Raw genomic sequence first — 14,675 nt, forward strand, 5'->3', positions numbered from 1 at the left:
GTGGGCAATCAGCTATAAATTGGATAGCAAATCGCATGAGCAAAAAAGTCTTTATCAATACCTTCGGCTGCCAGATGAACGAGTACGACTCGGGCAAGATGTCCGACGTGCTGCACGCCGCCCAGGGCTATGAACCCACGACCAACGTCGGTGAAGCCGATCTCATCCTTTTCAACACCTGCTCGGTGCGCGAAAAAGCCCAGGAAAAGGTCTTCAGCGACCTGGGCCGGGTCAAGCACCTGAAGAAAAAGGGCGTGCTGATCGGCGTGGGCGGCTGCGTCGCCAGCCAGGAGGGCGACGCCATCATCGAACGTGCGCCGTATGTGGACGTGGTGTTCGGCCCGCAAACCCTGCACCGCCTGCCCGACCTGCTGAATAAACGCATCAGTCTGGGCAGGCCGCAGGTGGACATCAGCTTTCCGGAGATCGAAAAGTTCGACCACCTGCCGCCGGCCCGCGTCGAAGGCGCCAGCGCCTTTGTCTCCATCATGGAAGGCTGCTCCAAGTACTGCAGCTACTGTGTCGTGCCCTACACCCGCGGCGAGGAGGTTTCGCGCCCCTTCGAGGATGTGCTGGTCGAAGTTGCCGGCCTGGCCGACCAGGGCGTGCGCGAGGTCACCCTGCTGGGCCAGAACGTCAACGCCTACCGCGGACCCATGGGAAGTACGGCAGACATCGCCGACTTTGCCACGCTGCTCGAGTACGTGTCCGACATTCCCGGCATCGAACGCATCCGGTATGTCACCAGCCACCCCAACGAGTTCACGCAACGCCTGATCGATGCCTACGGCAAGCTGCCCAAGCTGGTCAACCATTTGCACCTGCCGGTGCAGCACGGCTCGGACCGCATCCTCATGGCGATGAAACGCGGCTACACGGCCATGGAATACAAAAGCACCGTGCGCAAGCTGCGCGCGATCCGCCCCGACCTGGCCATGAGCAGCGATTTCATCGTCGGTTTTCCGGGCGAGACCGATGAGGACTTCGGCAAGATGATGAAGCTGATCGACGACGTGGGCTACGACACCTCGTTTTCCTTCATCTTCAGCCCGCGCCCCGGCACGCCAGCAGCCAACCTGGCCGACGACACCCCGCATGCCGTCAAGCTGCAGCGGCTGCAGCGGCTGCAAGCTGCCATTGATGACAACGTGCGCGCCATCAGCGCCAGCCGTCAGGGCACGGTGCAGCGCATCCTGGTCGAAGGCGTCTCGCGCAAGGATGCGTCCGAACTGATGGGCCGCACCGAGTGCAATCGCGTCGTCAACTTCACCGGCTCTACGCGGCTGATCGGCCAGATGATTGATGTCAGCATCACAGAGGCTTCGCAACGCTCCCTGCGCGGCCAGGTGCTGCTGCGCGAAGAAGCAGCCCAGCTGGCGTGAGGCCAACCACGCCTGGGCGAGGGCTTGCTATTATTTCAATAGCTGCTCATGCCCGACGTATAAGGGCTGGAGACCTGAAACACTTATGAAATTCGCGATTGCACCGCAATGTCGGGCTGCCCGGCCTGCAAACGCTGATACTTCTGCCAAAGCGTTTCCCGGTTTTCAACAAAAGCCGGGTTGATGGGAATGCAGGCCACCGGGCAGACCTGCACACACTGCGGCTCGTCGAAATGCCCGACACACTCGGTGCAGCGCTGCGGGTCGATCTCGTAAATCTCAACCCCCATGTAGATGGCCTGGTTGGGGCACTCCGGCTCGCACACGTCGCAGTTGATGCACTCGTCGGTGATCAGCAACGCCATGGCTCAGCCACCTTTCTGCGCGCCCACCGTGCGGGCCTCGCGCAGCGCGGCGGCCACGCCAGTGCTGACCATCTGGCCCACGTCGCCGCCGAGCTTGCTGATCTCGCGCACCAAAGTGCTGCTGATACATTGCAGCGGCGCCTCAGGCAGCAAAAAAATGGTTTCGACCTGGGGCCGCAACTTGCGGTTCATGGCGGCCATTTGCGCTTCGTAGTCGAAGTCGGTGAGGTTGCGGATGCCACGCACGACGGCCACAGCCTCTTGCACGGCGCAAAAATCCATGATCAAACCGTCGAAAGGCAGCACGCTGACATTGCCCATGCCGCGCGTTTCGGCCTGGACCTGCGCAATGCGCGCATCCAGGCTGAACAGTGTTTTCTTGTGGTGGGCGGCCGCCACGCCGATGACGACCGCGTCGAACAGGCCGGCGGCACGCCGCACCACGTCGGCGTGACCCAGCGTGAAAGGGTCAAAGGTGCCGGAATAAACCGCTGTACGAGCAATGGGGGAGCGTGGGGAGCGGGTCGCCATGCCCCAATTATGCCCCGCCCCCTGTGGCGGTGCGTGCCCCTGCCGCCCGCAGGGCTACGCGCTTGCGCTGTTACGAACCAGCAAATGGAAATGAACCGCGCCGGCCTTGCCGCTGCGGTGAACCTTCAGGCCGTAAGCAGACAGCGCCTCGTCGTCCCAGGGTTTGGGCGCTTCCAGGTAGACGTAGCCGGGGTCGGATACCGCCTGGGCCGCCGCCTTGAGCGCGCCTTCGAACAGCGGCGAGTCAAAGGGCGGATCGAGAAACACCAGCTGCAAGCTGCCCGGCGACTGCCGCCTGAGCAGCGCGATACCGTCACCGCGTTCGACCCTGACCATATCCGCCTGCAGTTTGAGTTGCAGTGCATGGAGGCGCGCTACCAGGGTGGCATCCTGCTCGCACAGCAGCACCTCGGCCGCGCCGCGGGACGCAGCCTCAAAGCCCAGCGCGCCGGTACCGGCAAACACATCCATGCAGCGCCAGCCGGTGAGGTCCTGGCCCAGCCAGTTGAAGACGGTTTCGCGCACGCGGTCAGGCGTGGGGCGCAGGCCCGGCTTGTCGGGAACTGGCAGCCTGGTCCGCTTGTACTGTCCGCCGATGATCCGTATCTCCCCCGGCGGAACCGACTTGCGGGCCACGACCTTGCCGGACCTGGCGCGCGCAGCAAGTTTGCCGGTGGTCGATGTTGGGGTGGCAGGGGTGTACTTCATGGTGCCGCTCCCACCGTCACCGTGACCATTTTTTCGGGCTGGAGCTTGCGCGCAAAAGCAGCCTTGATGTCAGCCGCGCTGACCTTGGCGATCTGCGCGGTCCAGGTGTCCAGGTAATCGAGCGGCAGGTCGTTCCAGGCGATATTCGACAGGTTGCCCAGCAGTTTGCGGTTGCTGTCGATCAGCAGCGGAAAGCCGCCTACCAGGTTGTCCTTGGCGGCCTGGAGTTCGGCCGCCGTCGGGCCTTCGGCGACGAACTTTGCCAGCACCTGCCGCGCCACCTCGGTGGCCTGCGCGGCCTGGTCGGGCCGCGTCTGCAGTCCGATGGTGAAAGCGCCCGCATGCCGCCCCGGCGAAAACCCGCTGGAGACGCTGTAGCTGAGCCCGCGTTTCTCGCGCACCTCTTCGGTCAGCCGCGAGACAAAACCACCGCCGCCCAGAATGTAGTTGCCGAGCGTGATGGCAAAAAAATCCGGGTCGTTGCGCTTGAAGCCGGGTTGGCCCATCAGTACGTGGGCCTGCGCTGAATCGAAGGGAATGCGCAGCTCGCGGGCCGCCTCCAGGGGGGGCACCTCAGCCACCGGCGGCAGCGCTGCCGCCGCAGCGCAATCGGTGGCCGGCAGACGCGCCAGCAAGCCGGTCACCAGCCCGTCGGCCTGCACCCGCGTGACCGCGCCCACGATGCTCACGCGCACATTGCAAGGGGTGAAGTAACGGGCATGAAAAGCCTGCATGTCGGCCACCCCGATGCGCTCCAGGCTGGCCGGGGTGAGTTCGTGGCCGTAAGGATGGCCGCCGTATACCGCCTTGACATATTCGCGGGACGCCACGCTACCAGGACGCGTATACGACTCTTTGAGCTGCGCCAGCAGCCGCTGTCGGTCCCGCTGCCAGACCTCATCCGGAAAAGACGGTTCGGCAATTTGCCGTGCCGCCAGCGCCACGGCCTGGGCCAGCAGGTCCGGCTCGGTCAGGCTGCGCAGAGAAAAACTGAACCGGTCGGCACCGGCCGAAGCGCCAAAGAACGCACCGAGGTCAGCCCAGGCCTCGCCCAGGGCGTTCTCATCGAGGGCTGGCGCACCGCCGCGTGCCGCCACACCTTTGGAGAACAGGGCCGCCGCCGCTCCGGCCAGACCGGCCTGGCCGGCAGCCACGCGCCGGCTGCCGGCGTCGAAATCAAGCTGTACGTCCACCATGGCAATCGACGGGCTCTCCACCAGATAGACCCTGGCGCCGCCGGGTTGCGTCCACTGCTGGACGGGGATCGCAGCCATCACAGCCGTATGATAAAAAAGGCCTGCAGCCCATATCAGACAAGCGCAGGCAGCTCTGTTTTTAATAGCAAATTTCACAAATATGTCCCGGGAAATCGGTGAAAAAAAGGGGCTGGCCGCTCAGTGCCGTGTCGCTGCGGCAGGCGCACGCGACCGGCGTGCCGGGTCCGGTGGCTGCGGCAGCAAGGTGGCGATGGTCAGCTGGTCGTCACCAAAATAACGTCCTGCCACGGCCTGTACTTCAGCGGCTGTGATGCTGCGCAGCTGGCTGATCAGGCGCCCGTCGGTGTCCAGCGGCAGGCCGTTGATCCAGTAGGAGCCGAGCTGACGGGCCTGGTTGAACACGGCGTCGAGTTTGTAGGTTTCGCCGGCGATCCACTGGGTCTTGACGCGCTTGAGCTCGGCCTCGCTGACGCCGTCCCTGGCCACCAGCGCGACCTGCTGGCGCAGTGCATCGGACACCTGCTGCGCCGCTTTGCCTTCAGCTGGCACGCCGTCAAGCGAGAAAAGCTGCGGCCCGCGGCCGATCAGGCCATTCGACGCGCCTGCGCTGTCGGCCAGGCGCTTGTCGCCCTGGGTCAGCGCGCGGTCCAGCCGGGCGCCGCTGTAACCGTCAAGCACAGCGGCCAGCACCGTCAGCGCCAGCGCGTCACGGTTGAAGGCGTCACCGGGGGCGCCGCCGGCCTCGGGCGAGCGTAGACCTGGAACCTTGAAGGACAGGCTCACATAGGCCTGGCTGGCGGGTGCCTTGAAGTCGAGCTTGCGCAAGCCGGTCTGCACTGGCTCCACACGCGGCTTGCGCGCGGGAACCGGGCTGGCCGCGATGGGGCCGTAGTATTTTTCTGCGAGCCGGCGCACCTGCGCCACGTCGACGTCGCCAGCGACCACCACCGCCGCGTTGGCGGGCACATACCAGCGCCGGTAAAACGCGCGCGCATCATCGGGCATCATTGCGTCCAGGTCACTCATCCAGCCGACCACCGGTCGCCGGTAGGGCGACGCCAGAAAGGTCACGGCGTTGGCGGTCTCGTACATCAACGCACGCGGCGAATCCTCGGTGCGCAGGCGACGTTCTTCCTTGACGACTTCCAGTTCCTTTTTGAACTCTTCGTCGGCCCACTGGTTGCGAGCAAACCGGTCGGCTTCCAGACGCATCACATCTTCGAGTTTGTCCGAGGGGATTTGCTGGTAATAACCGGTGGCGTCGCGCGAGGTAAATGCGTTTTCGCGGCCACCCAGGGCCGCAACGCGGCGCGAAAACTCACCGGGCTTGAGCTCGGCCGTTCCCTTGAACATCATGTGCTCAAGCACGTGCGCCACGCCGGTCGTGCCGTCCACCTCGTCCATGGCGCCCACGCGCACCCAGAGCATGTGGGCTGCGGTCGGCGCGCGCCGGTCAATCTTGACGATGACCGTCAGGCCATTGGCCAGCTGGAACTGCGTCACCGGTGCGGCGGCAGGAGCGACGGTCTGGGCCCGGGCTGGGTGTGCGACAAAGAAGGGAAAGAGAAGGCAGGAAGCAAGCAGCAAGCGGGTGCTGCGGGATGCTGCGAAAGATCTGATCAATAACCCCATGAAGTGCTGTCCCCTGTGTTTCATAGAATAGTGTGACTCCAAAGCACACCCAATGTTCAGTTTCTTCAAGAAAAAAAAGCCTGCCGATGCCCCCGCCGCTGCGATAGCGGTAGAGCCCTCACCGTCTCCTGTACCCGCCATCGCTGCGCCGACCCCTGCCACTCCTGCGGCCGTACCTGCCCCCACAGCCCGACCTGGCAGCGGACCGGGCAGCAGCTTGATAGGCAGTGCGCTGGTGACACCCATCGATATTCCGTTGCCCGGCGCTACACTGGCCCCGCGTGAGCATTGGGTCAGCAAACTCCGCTCGGGCCTGCACAAGACCGGCGCCAGCATCTCCGGCGTGTTCACGGGCACGCAAATCGACGATGCGTTGTACGAAGACCTGGAGTCGGCGCTGCTGATGGCCGATGCCGGCACTGGCGCCACCAGCTACCTGCTCGACGAAGTCAAACGCCGGGTCAAGGACAGCGGCGTCACCCACCCGGTCGCCGTCAAGAACATCCTGACCGAGGTGCTGACGCAGTTGCTCAAGCCGCTTGAGCAGGCGCTGGTGATCGGCGAGTTCAAGCCCACGGTGATCATGGTCGCCGGCGTCAATGGGGCCGGCAAAACTACCTCCATCGGAAAACTCACGCGGCACCTCGCCGGCGAGGGTGCCTCGGTGCTGCTGGCCGCAGCCGATACCTTTCGCGCTGCCGCGCGCGAGCAGCTTGAGGTCTGGGCCGGCCGCAACATGGTCGAGATCGTCAGCCAGGAAGGCGGCGACCCGGCCGCCGTGAGTTTTGACGCCGTCAGCGCCGGCAAGGCACGCGGCAAGGACGTGGTGCTGGTCGATACCGCCGGCCGCCTGCCGACCCAGTTGCACCTGATGGAAGAGCTGCGCAAGATCAAACGGGTCGTCGGCAAGGCAGACAGCACAGCACCGCATGAAGTGCTGCTGGTCATCGACGGCAACACCGGCCAGAACGCGCTGAGCCAGGTCAAGGCGTTCGACGACATCCTGCAACTGACCGGTCTGATCGTGACCAAGCTCGACGGCACGGCCAAAGGCGGTGTGCTGGCGGCCATTGCGCTGTGGGCGCGCGAGCGCGTCAAAACTTCACCTGGCCTGCGCCCAGTGCCGGTGTATTTCATCGGCGTCGGCGAAAAACTCGAAGACCTCGAAACCTTCAACGCGCGCGAGTTTTCACAGGCCCTGCTGGCCTGAAGCCACGCCTGATCAGGCCGCGCCAAGCTTCAGCAGCAACACCCCGGCCAGCACAAAAAACACGATAAACACCGTCTCGCCCATCAGCAACGCCACAGGTTTCCAGCCCAGCTTGAGCAGGTCTTCAAAACTGGTCTTGACCCCCGCCGCTGCGATGGCGGTCACCAGCATCCAGCGCGACGCATCACCGGCGACCCGGGTCATTTCCGGCGTGATGGTCCCCACGCTGGCCAGCATCACCAGCACAATAAAGGCCAGCAGGAAACCGGGAATCAGCGGCACCTCGGTCTCGGGCGTCTTGACACCCGGATGCTTGCGGTAAAGCACCGCGATCACCAGCACCACAGGCATCAGCAGCATCACGCGAAACAGCTTGACCAGCGTGGCGGTGTCACCCGCTTGCGGGCCCAGCATCATGCCGGCGGCCACCACCTGGGCAACGTCGTGGATGGAGCCACCAAGCACAATGCCGGCCTGCGCCGGTGTCAAACCGATGGCATTGAGGCTGAAGGGATAAACCACCATCGCCAGGGTGGACAACACGGTGACGCCGACCACGGCCAGCAAGGTGAAGCGCTCGTTCTCGCGGGTTTGCGGCAGCACCGACGAAACGGCCAGCGCGGCCGACGCGCCGCAAATGGCCACCGCACTGCCGGTGAGCACACCCTCGTCGCGCGAGCATCCCAGCCAGCGCGCAAGCAACAGGCCAAACACGATGGTCAACAGCACAGCGAGCACCATCAACACAGCGGTCTGCAGCCCGAGTTCGGCCACCTGCGCAAAGGTGATGCGCGCGCCCAGCAGGGCCACCCCCACGCGCAGCACCGTGCGGCCGCAGAAGTTGATACCCTGGACCACCCGCGCGTCGCCATTGAGAAAATGAAACGCCAACCCGATCAGCAGCGCATACAGCAGTTGCGGGCCGCCGTAATGCTCGGAGACAAAAGTGGCCGCCAGCGCGATCACCCCACACACCAGCACACCAGGAAAGTGCAGGCCCAGTTGTGCGCGCCAGCGGCGCGCAAGGCCGCGAATGGCCGCACCCCGGCTCATGGCGCCTTCGACAACATGCTGACGTAATCGTGCGCCTGCGTGTTGATGGTTGAGACTCGATACTCCACCGGTCTGTCGCCAAAGGTCAGCGCCAACCGGTGAACCTCCATCACCGGCGCGCCGGCCGGCAGGCCCAGCACACGCGCCACCGTACTTCCAGCCGCCACCGCCCGGGCGCGCTCCTGCGCACGCAGCACCGTGATGCCGAAGTCGGTTTGAAACAGCGCGTAAATCGTCCCCGACCGTTCGGCAAAACGTTTTTCGGTGAGGTGGCGAAACATCGCGGCGGACAGGGCCAGCCGGTCGTGCAACACCACGCGCCCGCGCAGCGCGAGTTTGTTTTCAATCCTGAAAACCGCTTCGCCGGGCTTGATCCGCAGGGCGCGCGCTTCGGCCACGTCGGCCTTGTCACGGGCAAAGGCAATGCAGTCGATCCCGGGGAATTCCTGCTCGTTCGGCGTATCGTCTTCGGGGTCCCAGCGCGGCTCCACTTGGAAGAACTGAAACATGAATCTGGCACGGTTGTGCGGCGCAACAAACGTGCCCTTGCCCTGACGCCGCACCAGCACATGTTCATGCACCAACTCGTCAACCGCGTGGCGCAGAGTGCCTATGCTGACCTGCAGCGCGCGCGCCAGTGTGGCTTCGTTGGGCAGCGGTTTGCCGGTACCGTAATGCCCGTCTTCAATGATCTTCTGCAGCTCGCGCTTGACCTGTCGATACAGCGGCAGCGACTCTTGCACAGCGGATACTTTCGGGGGAATGATTCTGTTTTTGACCTGCACCGCGCCATTGGAACACCGCGACCCGGTATCGTACAAGTCATTTATATGAGTTGATTGACAAGATCTTTACGACGCCTAGACTGGCGCTTCGATTTAACTTCGGACCTCTGGAAAACCCAATGATTCATTTTGTATTGCATGACGCCAAGGACACTGTGGCGGTCGTGGTCGTGGAAGGTGTGAAGTCCGGCATGGACATGACCGGCTGGATCATGGACGAAGACCGCATGATCAACGTACAGGCACAGCAGGACATCCCCATCGGCCACAAGGTAGCCTTGAAGGACATGGCGACAGGCGACACCGTCTGGAAGTATGGCATCGACATGGGCAAGGTCGTGGCCGACATCAAGGCCGGTCAGCACGCCCACGTCCATAACATCAAGACCAAAAGGTGGTAATCGATGGCCCGTCCAGCTACTGCGCGGACGGGATGCGTCGTTGAAAATCCTCGCCGGGTTTTCAACCCGGCTGCGGTTTCCGCCTAGCCTGCCGCCCGCTCGCTACGCCGGACAAACCACCGATTCATAAAAATCCAAAAGGACCATTCATGTCAGTCATCGATAAAAACACCACCTTCCTCGGCTACCGCCGCGAAAACGGACGGGTCGGCGTGCGCAACCACGTGATCATTCTTCCGCTGGACGATTTGTCCAACGCCGCCGCCGAAGCCGTGGCCCACAACATCAAGGGCGCGATGGCGATTCCGCATCCCTATGGCCGGTTGCAATTTGGCGCCGACCTGGATCTGCACTTTCGCACGTTGATCGGTGCCGGCTGCAACCCCAACGTGGCGGCGGTCGTCGTGATTGGTATCGAGGACAGTTGGACCCAAAAAGTGGTCGATGGCATCGCCACCACAGGCAAGCCCGTGGTCGGTTTCGGCATTGAAGGCCACGGCGATCACGAGACCATCATGCGGGCGTCCAAAGCGGCACGCGAGTATGTGCAGTGGGCCAGCGAAAAGCAGCGTGAGGTCTGTGGCATTTCAGAGCTGTGGGTGTCCACCAAATGCGGCGAGTCCGACACCACCTCGGGCTGCGGCGCCAACCCGACCGTCGGCAACGCCTTCGACAAATTGCATCCGCTGGGCAATTACCTGTGTTTTGGTGAGACCACGGAACTCACGGGCGGTGAAAAAATCGTCGCCGACCGCTGTGCCAACGATGCCGTACGCGAAAAGTTCATGTTCATGTTTGATCGCTACCAGGCGGTGATTGACCGTCACAAGACCAGCGACCTGTCGGACTCGCAACCGACCAAGGGCAACATTGCAGGTGGCCTGACCACGATTGAAGAAAAAGCGCTCGGCAATATCCAGAAAATCGGCAAGAAATGCACGGTGGACGGCGTCATCGACAAGGCCGAAATGCCGACGCATCCGGGCCTGTGGTTCATGGACTCGTCCAGCGCCGCCGCCGAAATGGTGACGCTGTGCGCCGCATCGGGTTACGCCCTGCACTTCTTCCCCACTGGCCAGGGCAATGTGATCGGCAACGCCATCGTGCCCGTCATCAAGATCTGCTCCAACCCGCGCACGGTGCGCCTCATGAGCGAACACATTGACGTGGACACCTCGGGGCTGCTGCAGCGCGAGATCACGCTGGACCAGGCCGGTGACAAACTGCTCGAGAGCATGCTGCGCACGGCGAATGGTCGGCTCACGGCCGCCGAAGCACTGGGCCATCGGGAGTTTGTGCTCACGCGACTGTTCGAGAGCGCGTGAAAATCTGAAGCCATGGCCCACCTGTCGATTGAAGAAGCAACCCGCCTTGCCACACGGGCGTTGCGCCATGCCGGCGCCAGCGAAGCCATGGCTACCAGCACCGCGCTGGCGCTGGTACGCGCTGAAGCGCAAGGTCTGGCCTCCCACGGCCTGGTCCGCGTGTCGCAGTACGCCACGCATCTGCGCAACGGCCGGGCTGATGGCAGCGCGCAGCCGGTGATTGCGAGCCACAAGGGCGCGGCGCTGCTGGTCGATGCGAAGCAGGGGCTGGCTTTCCCGGCCTGCGATCTCGCCGTCGCCACCGCCATCACCACGGCGAGGTCGCTGGGCGTGTGTTTCGCCGGCGTCACCAACAGCCACCATTGCGGCGTGCTGGTAGACCATTTGCGCGCTGTTGCAGATATCGGGATGGTCGGCCTGGGTTTTGCCAACTCGCCAGCAGCCATGCCCGCGGCGGGCGGCAGGCACCCGATTTTCGGCACCAATCCGGTGGCAGCGGCTTTCCCACGCAGAAACGCCGCCCCGATGATGATTGACCTTTCCCTCAGCGAGGTAGCCCGCGGAAAGCTGATGGTCGCGGCCAGGGAAGGCCGGCCTATTCCGATGGGTTGGGCGCTGGACAGCGAGGGGCAGCCAACGACCAACGCCCAGGCCGGCCTGGCGGGCTCCATGCTGCCGTTGGGTGCGGTCAGTAGCCCCAAGGGATCCATGCTGGCGCTGATCGTCGAGTTGCTGGTCACGGCGGTGATTGGTGCGCAATTCGGTTTTGAAGCCTCCTCGTTTTTTGTCGACGAGGGCAATGCACCGCGCCTAGGTCAGGCCTTTGTGGTGATTGACCCGGGCGCGCTGGCTGGCAGCGATGTCTATTACGAACGCATGGAAACGCTGATCGCCAAGATGCTGCAGGATGACGGGATGCGCCTGGCAGGCGCACGGCGAGCCAGGCTGGAAGAACAGGCCAGACAATCAGGACTGACGATTCCAGATCAATTGAAAGCCCAGCTCGACCAGCTGGCGGCGTAGGCCTGCGCCATGCGCAGCTGCCAACCTGAAAAGAGCCAAGAAGAAACCGGCATGAAATGTCTCCCGGCGAACAGGGCGGTGATTCCCCTGATGTCCGGCCACGCCTGCTTGCTTTAGAGTGTTCCTGTGGCTGGCACCTGCCCGGCCAGGGATCCCGCCATGACAACCACCACTTCCAGCGATGCTTCCAGCATGCGCCGTGTCGATCAGCTGCTTGCTCACTATGGCGAGAGCCACCGCAACCCGAAAAACGAAGTGATTCACTTCATTGCCATCCCGCTGATCATGCTGAGCCTGGTCGGCATGATGTTTGCCATCCACCCGTATGTAGCCTATGTGTTTATTGCCGCCAGCATGGTGTATTACCTGCGCCTGTCGCTGCCTTTTCTGCTCACGATGGTGCTGTGGTCACTGCTGAGCATCGCCCTGGTATTTGCCATGGGGCCGCGGGTGCTGGAGCTGTCCGTGGCGATTTTTGTCAGCGCCTGGATTCTCCAGTTCATCGGCCACAAACTCGAAGGCAAAAAACCGTCATTTTTCGAGGATATCCAGTACCTGTGGGTCGGCCCGCTGTTTGTGCTGAGCAAACTCTTTACGAAACTGGGCCTGCGCTGGTAGCTTGAAGTGAGGCCTTTCGCCCTCAATTATCACTGTCTGCTTCCCGGGAATCCACGCTTGCCCACATTGATAAGCCGCTTTTTTCGCTTTTTACTTCGCTTGGTCTTCTGGTTGTTTGCCGCTGTTTTTGCGGTCAGCTTGCTGGTGGCCAGCCTGATCGTGATCGCATTGGGCTTGCTCAAGGCCTTGCTGACCGGCAAGAAGCCGCAGGCTGCGGCGTTTGGCCGTTTTCAGAAGTTCTCCGCCGATGCCATCTGGCCCCGCGCTGGTGCACCTGGCCGCACCGCAGCCCGTGAGCCCGACGTGGTCGATGTGGAAGCGCGTGAAGTGCGCGACGACAAACACACGCCCTGAGGTCTGCGCCGCACGGCGCCCAGCTTACTTTTTCCTCCTGCTTTTTCTCTTTCGGCGGCTCGTGGCAGTCAAAACCCACTCTGCTGTTTCGCTGGGCACAGCCAGCACCGCAGCGTTGATCCAGGCCTGTTGGGCCGTCCGTGATGCGGTGGACGTGCAGTGGCTGACAGCCCAGGCGCGACCCCAGTCCGCCTTGGCAGGCTGCCGGAAGAGCCTGCACACCTTGCGGTTTGCAGGTGTTCGGCACGCCCATCTCTGGTTATCCTCCTACATGGAAGGAATGAACCAACACGCACGATAAGGTACCAACAGGGTGTGCCCAAGGGTTTACGCGGATAGCCTGACCCTATGCAAGCCATTGAACCTATTACTTAGCACTCTCTCCAACAGAGTGCTAATATTTGAATTCCAAAAAGGAGTTTTGCCTCATGTCCTACGCTCTTTCCCCCAAAGTGACCCCAGCCAGCACGGCCTTGGCGAGCGCCAACCCGTGGTCGCTGTTGCCGCCACTGGGCAATTTGGACGCGTACATCTCTGCGGTCAACCGCCTGCCGATGCTCACGCTGGAGCAGGAGCAGGAGTTCGCCCGAAGCCTCAAGGACAACAACGACCTGGATGCTGCCGGTAAGTTGGTGCTCTCTCACTTGCGCCTTGTTGTCGCGACTTCCCGCAAATACCTGGGTTACGGCCTGCCCCATGCCGACCTGATTCAGGAAGGCAACATTGGCCTGATGAAGGCAGTCAAGCGTTTTGATCCGGACCAGGGCGTTCGCCTGGTCAGCTACGCGCTGCACTGGATCAAGGCCGAGATGCACGAGTACATCCTGAAAAACTGGCGCATGGTCAAGGTCGCGACGACCAAGGCCCAGCGCAAGCTCTTTTTCAATCTGCGCTCCATGAAGCAGGGCTTCAAGGACGACGCCGATGTAGCGACGCACCGCGACACCCTCACCGAAGGCCAGATTGACTCGATGGCGAAAACGCTGAACGTCAAGCGCGAAGAGGTCATCGAGATGGAGCAGCGCATGTCTGGCGGCGATGTGTTGCTGGACCCGAGCCCGAGCGATGACGGCGAAGATGCTTTCGGCCCGATTGCCTACCTGTCAGACGCCACGCAGGAACCGACGCAACTTATGGAGTCGCGCCAGCGCGATTACCTGGCCAGCGACGGCATCGCGACGGCCCTGGAAGGCCTCGACGACCGCTCACGCCGCATCGTCGAAGAACGCTGGCTCAATGTCAACGACGACGGCTCGGGCGGCATGACGCTGCACGACCTGGCGGCAGAGTACAAGGTCAGCGCCGAGCGGATTCGCCAGATCGAGGTGGCGGCGATGAAAAAAATGAAGAAGGTCCTGGCCGCCTACGCGTGACGCCCTGACACTTTTTGAGGGGTGCCAGCCGCAAAAGGCGGAACCCAGCCTGCATACGACCATCGTATGCAGGCTTTTTTTTGCCTTCGCGGAGGTGTCAGCTTCCCTTGAGCAGCAGCTTCACATCGGCCGCCAGCGCCGGCGCGCCGCTGCCGTAGCGGCTGTAAAGGCGCACCCGGCCCTGCGGGTCGAACACATAGCTGCCGGCGGAATGGTCCAGCGTGTAGCTGCCGGGCGCCCGGCCATCGACCTTCTTGTAGAAAATCTTGAAGTCCTTGGCCACCTGCGGCAGCTTGTCCAGCTCCGGGCGCAGCGCCAAAAAGCCCGGGTCAAAGTTGGCCATGTAGGCCTTGAGCACCTCGGGTGTGTCGCGCTCGGGGTCGAGCGTGACAAACAACCCCTGAAGGCGCTCGCCGTCGGCACCCAGCATTTTCTTGATCTCGGCGAGTTCGGCCATGGAGGTCGGGCAGACGTCCGGGCACTGGGTGAAACCAAAAAAGATGACCACCACCTTGCCCTGGAAATCCTTGATGCTGCGTATCTGGCCGTTATGGTCAGCCAGCGCAAAGTCCTTCGCATAGTCGGCGCCAGTGATGTCGATGCTGGCGAACTGCGGCTTTGCGTCGGTGCAGCCGGCCATCAAGCCAAAAAGGCCTGCAGCCCCCGTCCATAAAGCGCCACCAGCTATGAACTTGATA

16 protein-coding genes are annotated in these 14,675 nt (G+C 62.8%); 8 read left to right on the forward strand and 8 right to left on the reverse strand.

What is annotated here, in order from left to right:
* The first annotated feature begins 35 nt into the window (after positions 1–35).
* On the forward strand, positions 36–1,382 hold the full coding sequence (miaB, locus tag ACESMT_RS14610) for a tRNA (N6-isopentenyl adenosine(37)-C2)-methylthiotransferase MiaB (protein ID WP_372827320.1): 1,347 nt from the start codon (positions 36–38) through the stop codon (positions 1,380–1,382).
* A gap of 83 nt (positions 1,383–1,465) precedes the next feature.
* On the opposite strand, the gene ACESMT_RS14615 is transcribed toward miaB, so the two are convergent.
* Genes ACESMT_RS14615 through ACESMT_RS14635 form a run of 5 tightly spaced genes read right to left on the reverse strand, consistent with a single transcriptional unit; the run spans position 1,466 to position 5,835 of the window.
* On the reverse strand, positions 1,466–1,747 hold the full coding sequence (locus ACESMT_RS14615; RefSeq protein WP_372827321.1) for a YfhL family 4Fe-4S dicluster ferredoxin: 282 nt from the start codon (positions 1,745–1,747) through the stop codon (positions 1,466–1,468).
* 3 nt (positions 1,748–1,750) lie between these two features.
* A complete protein-coding gene (gene coaD, locus ACESMT_RS14620) occupies positions 1,751–2,278 on the reverse strand; it encodes a pantetheine-phosphate adenylyltransferase (RefSeq protein ID WP_372827322.1) in 528 nt (175 codons plus the stop codon).
* Between the two features lie 54 nt (positions 2,279–2,332).
* Positions 2,333–2,986 (reverse strand): 16S rRNA (guanine(966)-N(2))-methyltransferase RsmD, encoded by a 654-nt coding sequence (gene rsmD, locus ACESMT_RS14625; RefSeq protein ID WP_372827323.1) that lies wholly within the window; start codon positions 2,984–2,986, stop codon positions 2,333–2,335.
* A complete protein-coding gene (locus ACESMT_RS14630; RefSeq protein WP_372827324.1) occupies positions 2,983–4,338 on the reverse strand; it encodes a M16 family metallopeptidase in 1,356 nt (451 codons plus the stop codon). Before ACESMT_RS14630 ends, rsmD begins: the two co-directional genes overlap by 4 nt.
* A gap of 42 nt (positions 4,339–4,380) precedes the next feature.
* Complete coding sequence (locus ACESMT_RS14635; RefSeq protein WP_372827325.1) at positions 4,381–5,835, reverse strand: M16 family metallopeptidase; 1,455 nt, start codon at positions 5,833–5,835, stop codon at positions 4,381–4,383.
* Between the two features lie 52 nt (positions 5,836–5,887).
* Here ACESMT_RS14635 and ftsY point away from each other — a divergent pair, with 52 nt between their 5' ends.
* Positions 5,888–7,045 carry a signal recognition particle-docking protein FtsY gene (ftsY, locus tag ACESMT_RS14640; protein ID WP_372827326.1) on the forward strand — a complete coding sequence of 386 codons (1,158 nt, stop codon included), beginning with the start codon at positions 5,888–5,890 and terminating at the stop codon, positions 7,043–7,045.
* A gap of 12 nt (positions 7,046–7,057) precedes the next feature.
* Here ftsY and ACESMT_RS14645 read toward each other — a convergent pair whose 3' ends face one another.
* Both ACESMT_RS14645 and ACESMT_RS14650 read right to left on the reverse strand, forming a co-directional pair.
* Positions 7,058–8,098, reverse strand: a complete 1,041-nt coding sequence (locus tag ACESMT_RS14645; protein WP_372827327.1) for a YeiH family protein — start codon at positions 8,096–8,098, stop codon at positions 7,058–7,060.
* Positions 8,095–8,841: a GntR family transcriptional regulator gene (locus ACESMT_RS14650; RefSeq protein WP_372827328.1), complete on the reverse strand. Its 747-nt coding sequence runs from the start codon at positions 8,839–8,841 to the stop codon at positions 8,095–8,097. Before ACESMT_RS14650 ends, ACESMT_RS14645 begins: the two co-directional genes overlap by 4 nt.
* 161 nt (positions 8,842–9,002) lie before the next feature.
* Here ACESMT_RS14650 and ACESMT_RS14655 point away from each other — a divergent pair, with 161 nt between their 5' ends.
* From ACESMT_RS14655 to rpoH, 6 genes are all read left to right on the forward strand, one after another.
* Positions 9,003–9,284: a UxaA family hydrolase gene (locus tag ACESMT_RS14655; RefSeq protein ID WP_372827329.1), complete on the forward strand. Its 282-nt coding sequence runs from the start codon at positions 9,003–9,005 to the stop codon at positions 9,282–9,284.
* A gap of 149 nt (positions 9,285–9,433) precedes the next feature.
* On the forward strand, positions 9,434–10,609 hold the full coding sequence (locus ACESMT_RS14660; RefSeq protein ID WP_372827330.1) for a UxaA family hydrolase: 1,176 nt from the start codon (positions 9,434–9,436) through the stop codon (positions 10,607–10,609).
* A gap of 12 nt (positions 10,610–10,621) precedes the next feature.
* Entirely contained in the window at positions 10,622–11,632 is a 1,011-nt protein-coding gene (locus tag ACESMT_RS14665; protein ID WP_372827331.1) for an Ldh family oxidoreductase, read from the forward strand.
* 159 nt (positions 11,633–11,791) lie between these two features.
* Positions 11,792–12,250: a DUF962 domain-containing protein gene (locus ACESMT_RS14670; RefSeq protein WP_372827332.1), complete on the forward strand. Its 459-nt coding sequence runs from the start codon at positions 11,792–11,794 to the stop codon at positions 12,248–12,250.
* A gap of 57 nt (positions 12,251–12,307) precedes the next feature.
* Entirely contained in the window at positions 12,308–12,604 is a 297-nt protein-coding gene (locus tag ACESMT_RS14675) for a hypothetical protein (protein WP_372827333.1), read from the forward strand.
* Between the two features lie 428 nt (positions 12,605–13,032).
* On the forward strand, positions 13,033–13,977 hold the full coding sequence (gene rpoH, locus ACESMT_RS14680) for an RNA polymerase sigma factor RpoH (RefSeq protein ID WP_372827334.1): 945 nt from the start codon (positions 13,033–13,035) through the stop codon (positions 13,975–13,977).
* Positions 13,978–14,074: 97 nt separating this feature from the next.
* On the opposite strand, the gene ACESMT_RS14685 is transcribed toward rpoH, so the two are convergent.
* Positions 14,075–14,674 carry an SCO family protein gene (locus ACESMT_RS14685; RefSeq protein ID WP_372827335.1) on the reverse strand — a complete coding sequence of 200 codons (600 nt, stop codon included), beginning with the start codon at positions 14,672–14,674 and terminating at the stop codon, positions 14,075–14,077.
* Position 14,675: the final 1 nt, after the last annotated feature.

Origin of the sequence: Polaromonas sp., assembly GCF_041689105.1 — a bacterium.
In the GTDB taxonomy this organism is placed as follows: domain Bacteria; phylum Pseudomonadota; class Gammaproteobacteria; order Burkholderiales; family Burkholderiaceae_C; genus Polaromonas.

Coding starts and splice junctions, on each gene's coding strand:
- ACESMT_RS14655 (WP_372827329.1), top strand. CDS start 9,003: ATGATTCATTTTGTATTGCATGACGCCAAGGACACTGTGGCGGTCGTG.
- ACESMT_RS14645 (WP_372827327.1), bottom strand. CDS start 8,098: ATGAGCCGGGGTGCGGCCATTCGCGGCCTTGCGCGCCGCTGGCGCGCA.
- ACESMT_RS14615 (WP_372827321.1), bottom strand. CDS start 1,747: ATGGCGTTGCTGATCACCGACGAGTGCATCAACTGCGACGTGTGCGAG.
- ACESMT_RS14660 (WP_372827330.1), top strand. CDS start 9,434: ATGTCAGTCATCGATAAAAACACCACCTTCCTCGGCTACCGCCGCGAA.
- ACESMT_RS14665 (WP_372827331.1), top strand. CDS start 10,622: ATGGCCCACCTGTCGATTGAAGAAGCAACCCGCCTTGCCACACGGGCG.
- ACESMT_RS14670 (WP_372827332.1), top strand. CDS start 11,792: ATGACAACCACCACTTCCAGCGATGCTTCCAGCATGCGCCGTGTCGAT.
- rpoH (WP_372827334.1), top strand. CDS start 13,033: ATGTCCTACGCTCTTTCCCCCAAAGTGACCCCAGCCAGCACGGCCTTG.
- ftsY (WP_372827326.1), top strand. CDS start 5,888: ATGTTCAGTTTCTTCAAGAAAAAAAAGCCTGCCGATGCCCCCGCCGCT.
- rsmD (WP_372827323.1), bottom strand. CDS start 2,986: ATGAAGTACACCCCTGCCACCCCAACATCGACCACCGGCAAACTTGCT.
- miaB (WP_372827320.1), top strand. CDS start 36: ATGAGCAAAAAAGTCTTTATCAATACCTTCGGCTGCCAGATGAACGAG.
- coaD (WP_372827322.1), bottom strand. CDS start 2,278: ATGGCGACCCGCTCCCCACGCTCCCCCATTGCTCGTACAGCGGTTTAT.
- ACESMT_RS14635 (WP_372827325.1), bottom strand. CDS start 5,835: ATGGGGTTATTGATCAGATCTTTCGCAGCATCCCGCAGCACCCGCTTG.